The following is a 16749-nucleotide window of genomic DNA, read 5'->3' as shown; positions in this document are numbered from 1 at the left end:
AACTATTTAATACGCACCATCCGGTTAATGACAACCTCTTTTTTATCAGGAATCGACTGTGAAATTCCAACCACTCCTGGCCCTGGGCCTGACGATTCTGGCTGCCTCCACCCAAGCCTTTGGCGGCGCCACGCTGGATCGCGTCGAGCAAAAAAAAGAACTGGTGGGCGTGTTGATGGAAAGCTATCCACCCTTCTCGTTCCTCAATGATCAGAACCAGCTCGATGGCTTCGACGTCGACGTGGCCAAGGCCGTGGCAGACAAACTGGGCGTCAAACTGCGCCTCGAAACCCCGTCCTGGGACGTGATCGCTGCCGGCCGCTGGAGTGGGCGCTACGACATCTGCATCTGCTCCATGACCCCGAGCAAGGCCCGCGCTGAGGTCTTCGACTTCCCGGTCGAGTACTACGCCTCGCCAGCGGTGATCGTGGTCAACGCCAAGGACGACAGCATCCACAGCGCCAAGGACCTGAGCGGCAAGAAAGTCGGCCTCACCAGCGCCTCCAGCTATGAAAGCTACCTGAACAAAAACCTGGTGATCGAAGGCGCCGAAGACACCCAATTGCAGTACCCGTTCGAGGACGTGCAGATCGCCCCGTATGACACTGACAACGTGGCGTTCCAGGACCTCGGCCTGGGCGCTGGCGTGCGACTGGACGCGATCCTCACCAACCTTGTCACCGCCCAACCGCGCCTGACCGAAGACAAGCGCTTCAAGCTCGCCGGCGAGCCGCTGTACTCGGAGCCGAACTCGGTGGCCATTGAAAAAGGCGACGCCCAGTGGGACGCCAAAGTGCGTGACGTCTTCGCTCAGCTGAAACAGGACGGCACTCTGAGCAAGCTTTCGCAGAAATGGATCGGCGCCGACATCAGCAAATGACTTCTTTCCCCAAATCTCCTCAGCCGCCACAACCGGTGGCTGAGTCGCTGTTGCAACGGATCTTCGGTTTCCGCACGCGGCTGTTCCTGACCTGGGCAGCGATGTTCGGGTTATTCGCCAGCTTCTTCCTGAGCTTCGACCTGAAGTTCTCGATCATCCTCGACAAACTGCCGAACCTGATCGGTCTGCACCTGGCACCCAACGGCTTTTTGCAGGGAGCGGCGCTGACGTTGTTCTTGTGCCTGTGCTCGATCGTGACCTCCTCGCTGCTGGGCTTCATCACCGCCCTGGCGCGGCTGTCGAAAAGCGCCGTGGCCTTCGGAATCGCGAGCTTCTATGCCTCGTTCTTTCGTGGCACACCGCTACTGATCCAGATCCTGCTGATCTACCTCGGCCTGCCACAACTCGGCATCGTCCCGGGCGCCATCGCCGCCGGCATCATCGCCCTGTCGCTGAACTACGGCGCGTACCTGAGCGAAATCTTCCGCGCCGGCATCCTCGGCGTCCCCCACGGCCAGCGCGAAGCATCCCTGGCCCTGGGCATGCGCGAAACCGTGATCTTCTGGCGAGTCACCTTGCCCCAGGCCATGCGCACCATCATCCCGCCAACCACCAACCAATTCATCTCGATGCTCAAAGACTCGTCGCTGATCTCGGTGATGGGGGTTTGGGAGGTGATGTTTCTGGCGCAATCGTATGGGCGCTCGAGCTATCGCTACATCGAGATGCTGACGACGGCGGCGGTGATTTATTGGGTGATGTCGATTGGGTTGGAGCTGATTCAGGCGCAGATGGAGCGGCATTATGGGAAGGCGTATTTGAGCCGTAGTTAGCGAAAGGAAGATGAGTTTCCGAGTTGCGAGCTAACTACGAGGTCAATGCCGACCGCAAAAGTAAAACGATATTAGTCGATGGAACCGCCAACCTTGGAGGCGCCACACTGAACATCGTTGCAGCACCGGGTGACTACCCGCTAATCAGCGAACGCAACATCCTTATTGCCAATAAAGTCGAAGGGGAATTTGGGAAAGTCCTTAACAACCTTGCCTTTTTAACGCCCAAGCTCGCCTACGAAGAAAAGACTGTCGACCTGATCCTCGTCCGTAACGATGTGACGATGTGACGATGTGACGATCGAGAGTGTCGCAACCACGAATAACGGGAAGGAAGTCGCCCAAAGTATTGAAGAGCCGAAGGACATACCTCAAGCCCCCTCCGTCGCTGAAGCTCCGAACTCACCTGCAAGTGCCGACACATCCGTTCCCGTCTCCACACCGACAACCACCGCTGAAAAACTTTCGACAGCCGCAATACCACCTACCACCGACCAACCCGCCACTGCCGCAACTCCATCCACTACCGCCCAGCCCGTCACTGCCGTAACTCCACCCCCAGCTACCCATTCCGTCGCCACAGAGCCAAAGGCATCCATCCCCACAAACGCTGCTGTCACAGCCCTGCTCAGCGCTGACAAACAAACGGCATCTGTTGCCATCGAACAGCTGGCTGGTGGCCAGAACGCCAACCTTGCGAAAGCGACCCTGAACAGTGACAGCCCAATCAGCGCGACCATGCTCTCGGCCATGCGTCAGCTGGACAGCGCTAGTAGCTACAATTCCAACAGGCGCAATGCACCACGCCTGGCCGCCGGCAACGAAGACAATGGCCGAGTCTGGCTTCAAGCATTGGGCCACGGTGGGACGCTGGATCGCGACTACGACGCCCTGAAACACTCCACCCAAGGTCTGATTTTGGGCGCAGATTGGGGAATTGATGAGGATTGGCGCATCGGGGTGATGAGCGGCAAATCCGAAACGCGTCTGGATAGTCGCGGACTCGACGGCGATCTCGACAGCTGGCATGTGGGAGCTTATGCCCTACGTCAAAACGGACCAATGTCCCTGCGCCTGGGCGCGACCTATAGCAGCCACGACGGCAGCACTAAACGCCGGGTTGCCTTCAAAGGTTTCAGCGACCGCCCCGAAGGCCGTTACGACGCCAACACCCAGCAGGCCTTTGCGGAATTCGGTTACAACCTGGGACGGGCGAACGTCAGCATCGAACCGTTTGCCAGCCTGGGCTACCAACGTTATCAGCGCGACACCTACACGGAAAAAGGTGGCGCAGCGGCACTGAAGGTACTCGGTCAAACGCAGAATAATTTGAACAGCACATTCGGCCTGCGACTTGCGAAGCTCAACACGCTGAATAACGGCATGCAACTGACACCACGGTTCAGTGCCGGCTGGAAACACACTTACGGGGACGTCTACAGCGATACCCGTCAACGATTGGTGACGGGCGGAAAAAACTTCACCGTTTCCGGCGCGCCGCTGGATCGTGACAGTCTGCTGGTCGATGCAGGACTGGACCTTGGATTGTCAGCAAAACACACCCTGGGCGTCGGCCTCACTGGCGAGATCGGCACCGACAGCCGCAATCATGGTGTCACGGGTCAGTGGCGAATGAGTTTCTGACAGCCACAAACCCGGGGCGAAAAAAAGGGGAGCACATGCCCCCCCGAGGTTTAAAGCGTTGAACCGAGGCTGTTAACTCAGCCTTCGATCTCGATCAGGATCTCGCCCGGATTCACCCGGTCGCCCTTGGCCACGTGAATGGCGGTGACTTTACCGGCGATGGCCGCCTGGACTTCGGTTTCCATCTTCATCGCTTCGGTGATCAATACGGCCTGGCCAGCCTTGACGGTGTCGCCCTCCTTGACCAGCACGTCGACAATGTTGCCCGGCATGGTGGTGCTGACGTGGCCTGGAGCAGAGGCTTGCTTGCGCTTGCTGCCACCACCACCGACGAATTCGTTGAGCGGCTCGAACACCACTTCTTCCGGCATGCCGTCGATGGACAGGTAGAAGTGACGCTTGCCTTCAGACTTGACGCCAACACCGGTGATGTCGACGCGGTAGGTTTCGCCGTGAACGTCGATGACGAACTCGGTTGGCACGCCTTCCCCACCAACGGACACGACGCCGCCGGCTTCAGGAATCGGCAGCAACACTTCAGGTGTCAGGGTGCCCGCAGCACGCTCTTCGAGGAACTTGCGACCGATGTCCGGGAACATGGCGAAGGTCAGCACGTCTTCTTCAGACTTGGCCAATGCGCCGATGTCGGCACGCAGCTTGGCCATTTCCGGCTTGAGCAGATCGGCCGGGCGAACGTCGATCACTTCTTCGCTGCCGATGGCCTGGCGACGCAGTTGTTCGTTCACGGTGCCCGGCGCCTTGCCGTAGCCGCCTTGCAGATAAAGCTTCACTTCGTTGGTGATGGTCTTGTAACGCTCGCCGGCCAGTACGTTGAAGAACGCCTGGGTGCCGACGATCTGCGAAGTCGGGGTCACCAGCGGCGGGAAGCCGAGGTCTTCACGAACCCGCGGGATTTCGGCCAGCACTTCGCTCATGCGGTTGAGTGCGCCCTGCTCTTTCAACTGGTTGGCCAGGTTGGAAATCATCCCGCCCGGTACCTGGTTGACTTGAACACGGGTGTCGACGGCGGTGAATTCGCTTTCGAACTGGTGGTACTTCTTGCGCACGGCGTAGAAGTACAGGCCGATCTCTTGCAGCAGTTCCAGATTCAGGCCGGTGTCGAATTCGCTGCCTTTAAGGGCCGCGACCATCGACTCGGTGCCCGGGTGGCTGGTGCCCCAGGCGAAGCTGGAGATTGCGGTGTCGATGTGGTCGGCGCCGTTTTCGATCGCCTTGAGCTGGCACATCGCGGCCAGGCCGGCGGTGTCGTGGGAGTGGATGAACACTGGCAGCGATTGCTCGGATTTCAATGCCTTGACCAGTTCGCCGGTGGCGTACGGGGTCAGTAGGCCGGCCATGTCCTTGATCGCCACCGAGTCGCAACCCATGGCTTCCATTTGCTTGGCCTGGTTCACGAAGGCCTCGATGGTGTGCACCGGGCTGGTGGTGTAGGCGATGGTGCCCTGGGCGTGTTTGCCGGCGGCTTTCACCGCTTCGATGGCCACGCGCAGGTTACGCACATCGTTCATGGCGTCGAAGATGCGGAACACGTCGATGCCGTTGACCGCAGCCTTGGCGACGAAGGCTTTGACCACGTCGTCGCTGTAGTGGCGGTAGCCCAGCAGGTTCTGGCCGCGCAGCAGCATTTGCAGGCGGGTGTTAGGCAGCGCGGCGCGCAGTTGGCGCAGACGCTCCCACGGGTCTTCTTTGAGGAAACGTACGCAGGCGTCGAACGTCGCGCCACCCCAGCATTCCAGCGACCAGTAGCCGACTTTGTCGAGCTTGTCGCAGATCGGCAGCATGTCTTCGGTGCGCATGCGGGTCGCCAGCAGCGATTGGTGAGCGTCGCGCAGGATGGTGTCGGTTACATGAATCTTCTTGCTCATTGTTCTATTCCTCACAGGCCTGCGTGGGCGGCGATGGCGGCGGCGATGGCCAGGGCCAGCTCTTCGGGTTTGCGCTTGATCGAGTAGTTGGTCAGTTCAGGGTGGCTTTCAACGAAGCTGGTATTGAACTGGCCGCTACGAAATTCCGGGTTACGCAAGATTTCCTGGTAGTACGCGGCAGTGGTCTTGACCCCTTGCAGGCGCATGTCGTCCAGGGCGCGCAGGCCACGATCCATCGCCTCTTCCCAAGTCAGCGCCCACACCACCAGTTTCAGACACATCGAGTCGTAGTACGGCGGGATGGTGTAGCCGGTGTAGATCGCCGTGTCGGTGCGCACGCCAGGGCCGCCGGGAGCGTAGTAGCGCGTGATCTTGCCGAAGCTCGGCAGGAAGTTGTTCTTCGGGTCTTCGGCGTTGATCCGGAACTGCAGGGCGAAACCACGGTGCTGGATGTCTTCCTGTTTCACCGACAGCGGCAGGCCGGACGCAATGCGAATCTGCTCACGGACAATGTCGATACCGGTGATTTCTTCGGTGATGGTGTGTTCCACCTGCACCCGGGTGTTCATCTCCATGAAGTACACCTCGCCCTCGGCGAGCAGGAACTCCACGGTGCCGGCGTTCTCGTATCCCACGGCCTTGGCTGCGCGCACCGACAGGTCGCCGATGTAGGCGCGCTGTTCCGGGGTCAGTTGCGGGCTCGGGGCGATCTCGATCAGCTTCTGGTTGCGGCGCTGGATCGAGCAGTCACGCTCGAACAGGTGCACCACGTTGCCGAAGCTGTCGCCAAGAATCTGCGCTTCGATGTGTTTCGGATTGACGATGCATTTTTCCAGGAACACTTCCGCCGAACCAAACGCCTTGGTGGCTTCGGAAATGACCCGTGGGAAAGCCTGTTCGAGTTCTTCGCGGCTGTTGCAGCGACGAATGCCGCGACCGCCACCACCGGACGTGGCCTTGAGCATCACCGGGTAACCGATGCGATCGCCTTCGGTCAGGGCTTCTTCGATGCCCGACACGTTGCCTTCAGTGCCCGGGGTCACCGGTACGCCGGCCTTGATCATGCTGCGACGAGCTTCGGTCTTGTCGCCCATGCGGCGAATGACTTCAGCCGATGGGCCGATGAATTTGATCCCGCGTTCGGCGCAGATTTCCGCCAGCTCAGCGTTTTCCGAAAGGAAGCCATAGCCGGGGTGCAGTGCATCGCAACCGGTTTCTACAGCCAGGTTCACCAGCTTGCGCGGGTTCAGGTAACCGGCCAGTGGCTCGGCACCAATGCTATGGGCCTCGTCCGCACGCTTCACATGCAAGGCATGGCGGTCGGCGTCGGAATAGATCGCGACCGAACGAATGCCCATCTCGGCGCAGGCACGTACGATTCGTACGGCAATTTCACCACGGTTGGCGATCAGGATCTTTGTTATCACTTGGAGGTTCCCTTGAGCCGGTGTACCCACGACCTGCTAGATCAGGCCGACGAGTGACCAAATGTTTCAATTTGGTCGCAGGTCCACACTAGCGCCCACAAGGGATTAACAAAAATGAATAAAAATTGGGTCGTGCATAAGTAAAGACTTATAGTTGATGCACCAGCCAGCGACGAGAGCAACGATAAAATGCGTAAGTCATTGATGCGTATGACTTTGCGGCAATTGCAGATCTTCAACGAGGTCTGTGATTTGCGGTCCTACAGCCGCGCAGCCGACGAAATGTCGCTCACACAACCTGCCGTCAGCCTGCAGATTCGTCAACTTGAAGAGCTGATTGGCCAGCCTTTGTTCGATTACGTCGGCAAAAAACTCTACATGACCGAAGCGGCTGAAGCGTTACAGCGAGCCAGCCGGGATATTTTCGGGCGCCTGGAAAACCTCGACATGCAGCTGTCGGACATGCAGGGCTCGTTGCAGGGGCAACTGAAACTGGCAATCGAGTCCAGCGCCAAATATTTCGTACCGCATCTGTTTGCCGCGTTCAAACGCCAGCACCCGGAAGTGAACCTGCAACTGACGGTGGTCAATCGCGGCCAAGTGATCCGGCGCCTGTCGGACAACCGCGACGACCTGGTGATCATGTCCATGGTGCCGCAGGACATGGGCCTGGAGTTCCTGCCATTCCTGAACAACCCGATCGTCGCCGTGGCGCCACCGGATCACCCGCTGTGTCATATGGGGCCGCTGCGCTTGCAGGATCTCGAGCCCTACACACTGTTGCTGCGTGAGCCAGGCTCCGGGACGCGGCTTGCGTGCGAAGAATACTTCAAGGAGAAGCGCGTGCACTTCAACCAGACTCAGGAGGTCTCGTCTGCCGAAGCCCAGCGTGAATGTGTACTGGCAGGCCTGGGCGTTGCGCTGTTGACGCGCCACGCCCTGAGCCTTGAGCTGGCAACCGGTGGACTGATCGAGCTACCGGTCGAAGAGCTGCCGCTGTTTCGCAGCTGGTGCCTGGTGCAGGCCAAGGCGAAACGCCTGTCACCGGTGGCGCACGCCTTCCTGGCGTTTATCCGTTGCGAACGGATTCAAATCAGCGCGTTGGCTGAGCGTTTCGACGGGAAGTCGAGGCAGATGCCTGCCAGAAATTGAGCTCCAACTCCGGAAAGTCGCCAATTTCGGCCAGAAGCTGACGGCGTTCGCAGCGATCTTCGATGGCGCGGCGGAATTCCATGCGGCGCTGATCTTCTTGCTGACGTCGGGTTTTGACAGCGCTGTTGCGTTCTTCGTAGGGCATAGCCATTTCGAGTCTCCCAAGGCGAGTACGGGAGTTTCAAGATAGGCGCGGGGGATGACGGTTTGGCGGCTCGGGCGTTACAGACTGATGAAAATTGGTTGGGCCTGTGGCGAGGGAGCTTGCTCCCGCTGGGTTGCGAAGCGACCCTAAGATTTTGCGACTGCTGCGCAGCCGAGCGGGAGCAAGCTCCCTCGCCACAGGGTCGGTGCCAGCCTTGAAATCAATCGTCCAGCGCTTTCACCGATTTTGGCGACAACCGCAAGCTGCGCAGGCTGCGCTTGACGCTCTTGAGGTGGTTGACCAGGCTCGGGCCACGGGCCATGGCTACGCCCATCGCCAGCACGTCGATCACCACCAGGTGGGCGATACGCGAAGTCAGCGGCGTATAGATTTCAGTGTCTTCATGCACATCGATCGCCAGATTGACCGTAGACAGCTCGGCCAATGGCGTCTGGCTCGGGCACAAGGTGATCAACGAGGCACCGCTTTCACGCACCAGGTTGGCGGTGATCAACAGGTCCTTGGAGCGCCCGGACTGGGAAATGCAGATCGCCACGTCGGTTGGCTTGAGCGTTACGGCCGACATCGCCTGCATGTGCGGGTCGGAATACGCCGCAGCGGTGAGCAGCAAGCGGAAGAACTTGTGCTGGGCGTCCGCCGCGACCGCACCCGAGGCGCCGAAGCCGTAGAACTCGACACGCTGGGCCTGGGACATCAGTGTCACCGCCCGCTGCAACTCCAGCGGATCGAGTTTCTCGCGAACCTCCATCAGCGTATGCAGGGTGGTGTCGAAGATTTTCAGGCTGTAGTCGGCGACCGAATCATCCTCATGGATCGCAAACTGGCCGAAACTCGCACCTGCCGCCAGGCTCTGGGCCAGCTTGAGTTTCAGGTCCTGAAACCCGGAACAACCGATGGCGCGGCAGAAGCGCACGATGGTCGGTTCACTGATGCCCACGCTGTGGGCCAGGTCGGCCATGGAGCTGTGCATCACGGCCGCAGGATCAAGCAGCACGTGGTCGGCGACCTTGAGCTCCGACTTGCGTAACAGGTGGCGAGACTGGGCGATGTGTTGCAGCAGATTCAAGGGGCTGGACTCTTTGTTATTGGCAGGTGCCGGGGATGTAGCACGCTTGTAGTTATACTACATGAATTGGCTTTTTGCCTGCTCAATGCGTTACCGAATCCCTCGATTTCAGGTGCCCGCGCTTCATGTAGCACTGATGCCCTGATCGCAAGGCTTTACGTCGCCCCACAAAACCCGGCGGGAATCAGCCCATTCAATTCGAACATTGCTCTCGCAACAGGATCGCCAATGCCTGTGACTCGATGGGCCGGCTGATCAAATAGCCCTGCACTTCATCGCAGCGCTCGGCTTTCAGGAACTCAAGCTGTTCTTCCCGCTCCACCCCTTCCGCCACGACCTTCAGCTTCAGGCCGTGAGCCATGGCAATGATCGCCCGCGTGATCGCCGCATCCTCGGTGCCCTCTCCCAACCCGCGGATAAAGGCTTGGTCGATCTTCACGTAATCCACCGGGATACGCTTGAGGTAGCTCAGGGAGGAGTAGCCAGTGCCAAAATCATCAATGGCCAGTTTCACCCCGAGATCACGCAACTGCTGGAAGGTGGCGATGATGTGCTCGACGCTGTCCAGCAGCTGGCTTTCGGTCAACTCCAGCTCCAGGAGGTGTGGCGCCAGCCCGGTTTCCTCCAGCACCTGCCTCACCAGACTGACCAACTTGCCCTGGCGCAATTGATGCACCGACAGATTGACCGACACCCGAATCGCTTCGAGCCCCTGCCTCTGCCACTCACAGGCTTGCCAGCAGGCCTGACGCAGCACGAACTCACCGATCGGGCCGATCAATCCGGTTTCTTCAGCCAGACCAATGAAATCCCCCGGCGGCACGCGGCCCAAGGTCGGATGATCCCAGCGCACCAACGCCTCGGCGGCATTGAGCTTGCCCGTGGCAAGGCACAGCTTGGGTTGGTAAAAGACCTTCAGCTGTTGTTCTTCGACGGCCTTGCGCAAATGGTTTTCCAGCTGTAACCGCTCCAGCGTGCTGGCTTGCAAACTGTCGGTGTAAAACTGGAAATTATTACCACCCAGATGTTTGGCGTGCTGCATGGCCATGTTCGACTGACTGACCAATACAGAAATTTCCCGGGCGCTGTCCGGCAACAAGCTGATGCCCATCGACACGCTGACCACCAGTTCGTGCCCCTCAATGGTCACCGGCAAACGCAACTTGTTCGCCAGACGTGTTGCCACCCGGGCCAGGCTCGAAAGGTTGCCGTAGGCGTTGAACAGCACGGCAAACTCATCACCGGACAGGCGCGCGATGGTGTCGGCTTCAGGCAATGCATCCACCAGTCGCCGGGCCATTTTCTGCAACAACTGATCGGCGACTTCATGTCCCAGGCTGTCATTGAGTTGCTTGAACCGATCGAGATTGATGTGCAGCAACGCCAGGCTGCGATAACCGCCCTGCCGCACTCGTTGATGAGCTTCGCTGAGTCGTTCGCGAAACATCGCGCGGTTGGCCAGACCGGTAAGCTCGTCGTAATGGGTCAGATAGCGCATGCGCTCTTCGGATTCTCGTCGAGCCGAGAGATCGGCGAAGAAGCCCACAATATGACTGACATTTCCCCGAGTATCGCGCACAGCATTCAGTTGCAGCCATTGCGGATACATCTCGCCGTTCTTGCGGGTTTCCACCAATTCGCCCTGCCAACTGCCTTGCTGCTCCAGCGCCTGATGTATTGCGGCGTAATGCCGACGCGCATCGCGACTACATGGCAGCTCAATGACATTGCGCCCGATCATGTCCTCGATGTCATAGCCGGTCACCCGACTGAAGGCTTGATTGATCGCGATCAGGGCGTAGTTCGGATCGAAAATCACGATCCCTTCGCTGGCCGCCTCGAACACGGTCGCCGCCAGTTGCAGCTGCTCTTCCAGGCCTTTGCTGACGCTGATGTCGCGGCGAGTGCCGACCATGCGAATCACCCGGCCGTTTTTTGCACGCTCGACCGCCCGCCCGCGGTCCTCGATCCAGACCCAGTGGCCGTCGCCATGCCGCACGCGATACTCGATTTGATAGTCCTCGGTGCGGCCCTTCAAATGCTCGACCAGCGCCCTTTTCAGCGCAGGAAGATCCTCGGGATGAAGGCGCGGCTTGAGGTGACGCAGTATTGCCGTGACCTGTTCCGGCTCAAGGCCGAACAATTCCTGAATCTGCGTGTGATGGACTTCGTCGGTTTGCAGATTCCAGTCCCACAACCCCAACTCACTGGCCTTCAATGCCAGCGCCAGACGCGCCTCACTCTTGCTCAGTGCCTGGTTGGCGGCGTCCAGTTCCAGGCTGCGCTGAGCGACACGATTTTCCAGGTCGATCTGGATTTCTCGCAATTCGGTTTCGGCACGCCGACGCTGTTCAATCTCCTTGGCCAACTTCTGATTGAGCTGATCACTGCTGCTTTGTGCCTGCTGCAGGTGCTCGATCAGTGCCTGATTCTGAAAGCGTCGCATCAAGCCCCGATCGATCAATCGATTGACTTGCCAGGCAACCACGCTCAATGCACCGAGCAGGATCAGCCCGAACCAGCCCCAACCTTGCTGCTGTTCGTCAGCCCCCCAAAACATATAGGCGATGGCCGGCAACAGGCAGGGCAAGGTAAATGACAGAAAGGCCGGCAAACTGACCGCATAAGCAACACTGGCCGAGAGCGCTGCGGCACCGATGAGGCCGAAGACCCAGGCTTGCTGAATGAAGTTATCGGCGGGAACCAGGGCGATGCCGGCACCCGCCAGGGTCAGACCGGTGAGGCCGGAGCCCAGCAAAAACATCCGTCGCCAAATGGGATGGGCCTGACGGTTGGGAATAGCCGAATCGAAGGCTGCGACCTGAATCACTCGCAATGCCACCAAAGACAACAACCACACCAGCCAGACGCTGACCAGGAAATAGCGCTGCGGGCTCCAGAGCAAACCGGCACAGACCAGGCCATTGATCAGCATGAACAACGTGGGCAGCAGCGAGCCTTGATACAGCAGGCGCGTGCGTTCGACCGCCATTTCCATGGCGTACTGCTTACGGATGGCCCTGGGCTCCACGATAGGGCCCGACAGGTCGAAGCTGAGGGTCATAGGCAATGTTCTTGTTCTTATAATGATGAGCATGGGCCCGAAACTGCTCGGAGCATACACAAGCAATGGCCCGGACCAAACTGCTGCCGATCAATAAATGGCCAAATTTTTTCAGCCGCCGACACCCCTGAAAACGCTGTGGACACGCCCCGCCAACGCCTGCAGCCAATGACCGACCGGTCGTCCTTCACTTAACTTTCATCGGCTAAAGCGAAGTGGAGTTTGCCCGGTGTGTCGCGGCCCCCTAGAATGCCCTGATGCGCGATGATCTCTCCCTTCTGCTGAACTCCCTCAACGATGCCCAACGCCAGGCTGTAGCAGCCCCCGTGGGTCGTCAGTTGGTCCTGGCCGGTGCTGGTTCCGGTAAAACCCGAGTGCTGGTGCACCGTATCGCCTGGTTGATCCAGGTCGAAAACGCCTCGCCCCACTCCATCCTGTCGGTGACCTTCACCAACAAGGCCGCTGCCGAGATGCGCCAGCGCATCGAACAGCTGATGGGTATCAACCCGGCCGGCATGTGGGTCGGTACCTTCCACGGCCTGGCGCACCGCTTGTTGCGGGCGCACTGGCAGGAAGCGGGCTTAAGCCAGACGTTCCAGATTCTCGACAGCGACGACCAGCAACGACTGGTCAAGCGGGTGATCCGCGAGCTCGGTCTGGACGAACAGCGCTGGCCGGCCCGTCAGGCCCAGTGGTTCATCAACGGGCAGAAAGACGAAGGCCTGCGTCCGCAACACATTCAAGCCAGCGGCGACCTGTTCCTGGCGACCATGCGCGGCATTTATGAAGCCTACGAGGCCGCTTGCCTGCGCGCAGGCGTTATCGACTTCTCCGAACTACTGCTGCGTGCTCTCGACCTATGGCGCGATCATCCGGGGCTGCTGGCGCACTATCAGAAGCGCTTCCGGCACATTCTGGTGGACGAGTTCCAAGACACCAACGCCGTGCAATACGCCTGGTTGCGCCTGCTGGCCAAGGGCGGCGACAGCCTGATGGTGGTGGGCGACGATGACCAGTCGATCTACGGCTGGCGCGGCGCGAAAATCGAGAACATCTACCAGTATTCCGAAGACTTCCCGGACGCCGAAACCATTCGCCTGGAGCAAAACTATCGCTCCACCGCGGGTATCCTGAAGGCAGCCAACGCCTTGATCGCCAACAACACCGGGCGCCTGGGCAAAGAGCTCTGGACCGATGGCGGCGAAGGCGAAGCGATCAATTTGTACGCCGCGTTCAACGAACATGACGAAGCCCGCTACGTTGTCGAAACCATCGAAAGTGCGCTGAAAACCGGCTTGTCTCGAAGCGATATCGCGATACTGTATCGCTCCAACGCCCAATCGCGGGTTCTGGAAGAAGCTTTGCTGCGCGAGCGCATCCCATACCGTATCTATGGCGGTCAACGCTTCTTCGAACGCGCCGAAATCAAGAACGCCATGGCTTACCTGCGGTTGCTCGAAGGACGGGGCAACGACGCCGCGCTGGAACGGGTCATCAACGTGCCGGCCCGTGGTATCGGCGAAAAAACCGTCGAAGCGATCCGCGACCATGCGCGCCACAGCGACGTGTCGATGTGGGAAGCGATGCGCCAACTGGTGGCCAACAAAGGCCTGACCGGTCGTGCGGCCGGTGCCCTTGGCGCGTTTATCGAGCTGATCGAGAACCTCTCCGCCAAGTGCATGGATATGCCGCTGCACCTGATGACCCAGACCGTCATCGAGCAGTCGGGGCTGATCGCCTATCACGAAGCGGAAAAAGGCGAGAAAGGCCAGGCCCGGGTAGAAAACCTCGAGGAGCTGGTCAGCGCTGCACGCAACTTCGAAAACAGCGAAGAAGACGAAGATCTGACGCCTTTGGCAGCGTTCCTCGGTCACGCGTCGCTGGAGGCTGGCGATACCCAGGCCGACGAGCACGAAGACAGCATTCAACTGATGACCCTGCACAGCGCCAAGGGCCTGGAATTCCCTTACGTGTTCCTGGTGGGCATGGAAGAAGGCCTGTTCCCGCACAAGATGAGCCTGGAAGAACCCGGCCGCCTTGAGGAAGAGCGTCGCCTGGCCTACGTCGGCATCACCCGGGCCATGCAGAATCTGGTGATGACCTTTGCCGAAACCCGACGCCTTTATGGCAGCGAGACCTACAACAAAGTGTCGCGCTTCGTACGCGAGGTTCCGAAAGGCCTGATTCAGGAAGTGCGGTTGTCCAACAGCGTCAGCCGTCCGTTTGGTGGCAACCAGTCGATGAGTGGCAGCAACCTGTTCAGCGGCAGCGAGATTCCGCAGACCGGCTTCAGCCTTGGCCAGACCGTACGTCACTCCATCTTCGGTGACGGCGTGATCCTGAACTTCGAAGGTGCCGGGGCTCAGGCCCGGGTGCAGGTGAACTTCAGCGAAGGCAGCAAGTGGCTGATGTTGGGTTACGCCAAACTGGAACCCGTTTAAAGACACACTGGATGCTTTTCTGTGGGAGCGAGCCTGCTCGCGATGGCAACACTTCGGTACTTCAGAAATACCGCATCATCGTTCATCGCGAGCAGGCTCGCTCCCACAGGTTGATCTGACCAAAGGCGCTAAAAAATGGGCGCAGGCTTTTTTTCTTCCTGGACATTCTGGGCCCTGTTATCGGCGGCATTCGCAGCAATGACCGCCATTTTCGCGAAAGTCGGCATCGAAAACGTCAATTCCGACTTCGCCACCCTGCTACGTACGATAGTGGTATTGGTCAGCCTGGCCTTGATTTTGTACGCCACGGGCCAATATCAGTCATTGGGATCGATCTCTGCGAAGAGCTACCTGTTCCTGCTGTTGTCGGGCCTTGCCACCGGTGCATCGTGGATCTGCTATTTCCGCGCACTCAAGGTCGGTCCGGCGTCACTGGTTGCCCCAGTGGACAAATTCAGCGTGGTACTGGTGGCTGTTCTTGCCGTTGTCCTGCTAGGTGAAAAACTCGACCTGCGCCAATGGGGCGGAATCGGCCTGATCACGGCCGGGGTAGTCATGCTTGCCCTGCGACGCTAGGCGACCGTCCTACAAACCCTGTCCACTCATCTGACATATCAAAGTCAAAAGGCCCTATTGCACTGACTGAAGCTGAACACGACCTGTCAGGCAAAAGCCCGAAACACTCTGCCGCTAGCCAGTAACACTTCAGCTGTGCAACATGGCGCGCGTGCCTTCCACAAATGGGAATTCCCTTTATGAAACGTTTTCTTAGCATCGCCATGGCGTTGTGCATCGGCCTGACGATGAGTCTCGACGCCAATGCCGCCAAGCGCTTCGGTGGTGGTAAAAGCGCCGGCGCTGCGCCGACGCACCAGACCAGCCAGATGGCTCCTTCTTCTCCAGGCATGGGCGGCGCCGCGGCGACCGCAGGTGCTGCCGGTGCCGCTGGCGCCGCCGCCAAGGCCGGTGGCGCCTCGCGCTGGCTCGGCCCTCTGGCCGGTATCGCGGCCGGTGGCCTGCTGGCCTCCATGTTCATGGGTGACGGCTTCCAGGGCATGCAGATCTTCGACATCCTGATCATGGCGGTTATCGCGTTCCTGGTCTTCCGCTTCATCGCCGCCCGTCGTCGCAAGCAGCAGGAGCAATACGCTCCGGCCGGTCATGCGCCGATGCAGCGTGAAGTGTTCGAGCAGAAGCCTGCCGGCGGTTCGATCTTCGGTGGTTCGGCTGCACCTGTTGCCGCTCGCCCAGTGATCAATGCTCCAGCCTGGTTCAACGAAAGAAACTTCGTCGAAGCGGCTCGCAATCACTTCCAGTCCCTGCAACAGCACTGGGACGCCAACGAAATGGACAAGATCGCCGAGTTCGTGACCCCGCAAATGCTGGAGTTCCTCAAGCGTGAGCGTGCTGACCTGGGTGACGGTTTCCAGTCCACCTACATTGATGACCTCAATGTACAACTGGATGGCGTAGACGATCGCGCCGACAAGACCATTGCCACCCTGACCTTCACTGGCGTGTCGAAAACCTCGCGTTTCGACCAGGGCGAAGTCTTCAGCGAAAGCTGGAACATGGAACGTGCACAGGGCGAAAACCAGCCTTGGCTGGTAGCTGGTATCCGCCAGAACGGCTGATCCCGCGCAGAACTTCATCTGCTGTAAACAAAACCCCGGCTCAGGCCGGGGTTTTCTATTTCGCGGTTGCATCTATAGCAAGCTACTGTATAAACCGCCCCATATAAACCGCGCCATACAAGCAAGAGGATCCCGGACGTGGAAGAAATCATCGAACAACTGCGTGAAGCCAACGAACCGGTACCGGTCCCCTTGGAATTGCCTGACGAAGACCTGCTGGTCGAAATCGAAGAACAACTGTTCATCGACATTCCGTTCGTCTTCAGAGAGTTTCTGCTGACCGTCAGCGACGTGGTCTACGGCAGCCTGGAACCGGTCACCGTGACCGACCCGCAATCCCACACCTACCTGCCCGACGTTGCCGCCAACGCCTGGGACGCTGGCGTCGATCGCAGCCTGATCCCGATCTGCCAGGACGGTGATGACTACTATTGCGTCGAAGAAGACGGCACCGTGGTGCTTTGGCAAGCCGAAGAAGAGCTGATCGCCGAAGAAACCTGGGAATCGGTGTGGCACTGGGCACGGGACGTCTGGCTGGAAAGCTGACCCAGTCAAC

The 16749-nt window shown here is 59.3% G+C and carries 13 protein-coding genes and 1 pseudogene; 9 read left to right on the top strand and 5 right to left on the bottom strand.

The features are described 5' to 3' along the window. The first annotated feature begins 58 nt into the window (after window positions 1–58). From KW849_RS23955 to KW849_RS23940, 4 genes and pseudogenes are all read left to right on the top strand, one after another. Window positions 59–880, top strand: a complete 822-nt coding sequence (locus KW849_RS23955; protein WP_108218844.1) for an ABC transporter substrate-binding protein — start codon at window positions 59–61, stop codon at window positions 878–880. Beyond that, complete coding sequence (locus KW849_RS23950) at window positions 877–1713, top strand: amino acid ABC transporter permease (RefSeq protein WP_218431538.1); 837 nt, start codon at window positions 877–879, stop codon at window positions 1711–1713. Before KW849_RS23955 ends, KW849_RS23950 begins: the two co-directional genes overlap by 4 nt. A gap of 23 nt (window positions 1714–1736) precedes the next feature. Then, a complete protein-coding gene (locus KW849_RS23945; RefSeq protein WP_218431537.1) occupies window positions 1737–2003 on the top strand; it encodes a hypothetical protein in 267 nt (88 codons plus the stop codon). A gap of 1 nt (window position 2004) precedes the next feature. Continuing rightward, a pseudogene (locus tag KW849_RS23940) lies at window positions 2005–3357 on the top strand (autotransporter domain-containing protein); the annotation flags it as partial. Between the two features lie 77 nt (window positions 3358–3434). Here KW849_RS23940 and oadA read toward each other — a convergent pair. Together oadA and KW849_RS23930 are read right to left on the bottom strand one after the other, a co-directional pair. After that, the gene (gene oadA / locus KW849_RS23935) at window positions 3435–5243 is read right to left on the bottom strand and encodes a sodium-extruding oxaloacetate decarboxylase subunit alpha (RefSeq protein ID WP_218431536.1); all 1809 of its coding nucleotides are present in this window, start codon (window positions 5241–5243) and stop codon (window positions 3435–3437) included. Between the two features lie 11 nt (window positions 5244–5254). Next, window positions 5255–6670 carry an acetyl-CoA carboxylase biotin carboxylase subunit gene (locus KW849_RS23930; protein WP_046038868.1) on the bottom strand — a complete coding sequence of 472 codons (1416 nt, stop codon included), beginning with the start codon at window positions 6668–6670 and terminating at the stop codon, window positions 5255–5257. A gap of 189 nt (window positions 6671–6859) precedes the next feature. Between KW849_RS23930 and KW849_RS23925 the strand changes: the two genes are divergently transcribed. Then, entirely contained in the window at window positions 6860–7822 is a 963-nt protein-coding gene (locus KW849_RS23925; RefSeq protein WP_218431535.1) for a LysR family transcriptional regulator, read from the top strand. Here KW849_RS23925 and KW849_RS23920 read toward each other — a convergent pair. The 3 genes from KW849_RS23920 to KW849_RS23910 form a co-directional block, all read right to left on the bottom strand. Then, on the bottom strand, window positions 7764–7973 hold the full coding sequence (locus KW849_RS23920; RefSeq protein WP_218431534.1) for a PA3496 family putative envelope integrity protein: 210 nt from the start codon (window positions 7971–7973) through the stop codon (window positions 7764–7766). The genes KW849_RS23925 and KW849_RS23920 overlap by 59 nt on opposite strands. A gap of 214 nt (window positions 7974–8187) precedes the next feature. Continuing rightward, complete coding sequence (gene hexR / locus KW849_RS23915; protein WP_007954250.1) at window positions 8188–9054, bottom strand: transcriptional regulator HexR; 867 nt, start codon at window positions 9052–9054, stop codon at window positions 8188–8190. Window positions 9055–9247: 193 nt separating this feature from the next. Next, window positions 9248–12118 carry an EAL domain-containing protein gene (locus KW849_RS23910; protein WP_218431533.1) on the bottom strand — a complete coding sequence of 957 codons (2871 nt, stop codon included), beginning with the start codon at window positions 12116–12118 and terminating at the stop codon, window positions 9248–9250. A gap of 257 nt (window positions 12119–12375) precedes the next feature. Here KW849_RS23910 and uvrD point away from each other — a divergent pair, with 257 nt between their 5' ends. From uvrD to KW849_RS23890, 4 genes are all read left to right on the top strand, one after another. Continuing rightward, entirely contained in the window at window positions 12376–14559 is a 2184-nt protein-coding gene (uvrD, locus tag KW849_RS23905) for a DNA helicase II (protein WP_218431532.1), read from the top strand. A gap of 135 nt (window positions 14560–14694) precedes the next feature. Then, window positions 14695–15135, top strand: a complete 441-nt coding sequence (locus tag KW849_RS23900) for an EamA family transporter (RefSeq protein WP_218431531.1) — start codon at window positions 14695–14697, stop codon at window positions 15133–15135. A gap of 179 nt (window positions 15136–15314) precedes the next feature. After that, entirely contained in the window at window positions 15315–16193 is an 879-nt protein-coding gene (locus tag KW849_RS23895; RefSeq protein WP_218431530.1) for a Tim44 domain-containing protein, read from the top strand. Window positions 16194–16331: 138 nt separating this feature from the next. Further along, window positions 16332–16739, top strand: a complete 408-nt coding sequence (locus KW849_RS23890; RefSeq protein ID WP_003187120.1) for an SMI1/KNR4 family protein — start codon at window positions 16332–16334, stop codon at window positions 16737–16739. Window positions 16740–16749 lie beyond the last annotated feature (10 nt).

The organism is Pseudomonas sp. PDM26 (assembly GCF_019219185.1).
GTDB lineage: Bacteria > Pseudomonadota > Gammaproteobacteria > Pseudomonadales > Pseudomonadaceae > Aquipseudomonas.
This window is presented reverse-complemented; position numbering and strand designations above follow the sequence as displayed.

Bases quoted from the DNA above. Each gene is read 5' to 3' on its own strand.
- KW849_RS23950 (WP_218431538.1), top strand. From the start codon at position 877: ATGACTTCTTTCCCCAAATCTCCTCAGCCGCCACAACCGGTGGCTGAG.
- oadA (WP_218431536.1), bottom strand. From the start codon at position 5,243: ATGAGCAAGAAGATTCATGTAACCGACACCATCCTGCGCGACGCTCAC.
- KW849_RS23925 (WP_218431535.1), top strand. From the start codon at position 6,860: ATGCGTAAGTCATTGATGCGTATGACTTTGCGGCAATTGCAGATCTTC.
- KW849_RS23920 (WP_218431534.1), bottom strand. From the start codon at position 7,973: ATGGCTATGCCCTACGAAGAACGCAACAGCGCTGTCAAAACCCGACGT.
- KW849_RS23910 (WP_218431533.1), bottom strand. From the start codon at position 12,118: ATGACCCTCAGCTTCGACCTGTCGGGCCCTATCGTGGAGCCCAGGGCC.
- uvrD (WP_218431532.1), top strand. From the start codon at position 12,376: ATGCGCGATGATCTCTCCCTTCTGCTGAACTCCCTCAACGATGCCCAA.
- KW849_RS23900 (WP_218431531.1), top strand. From the start codon at position 14,695: ATGGGCGCAGGCTTTTTTTCTTCCTGGACATTCTGGGCCCTGTTATCG.
- KW849_RS23895 (WP_218431530.1), top strand. From the start codon at position 15,315: ATGAAACGTTTTCTTAGCATCGCCATGGCGTTGTGCATCGGCCTGACG.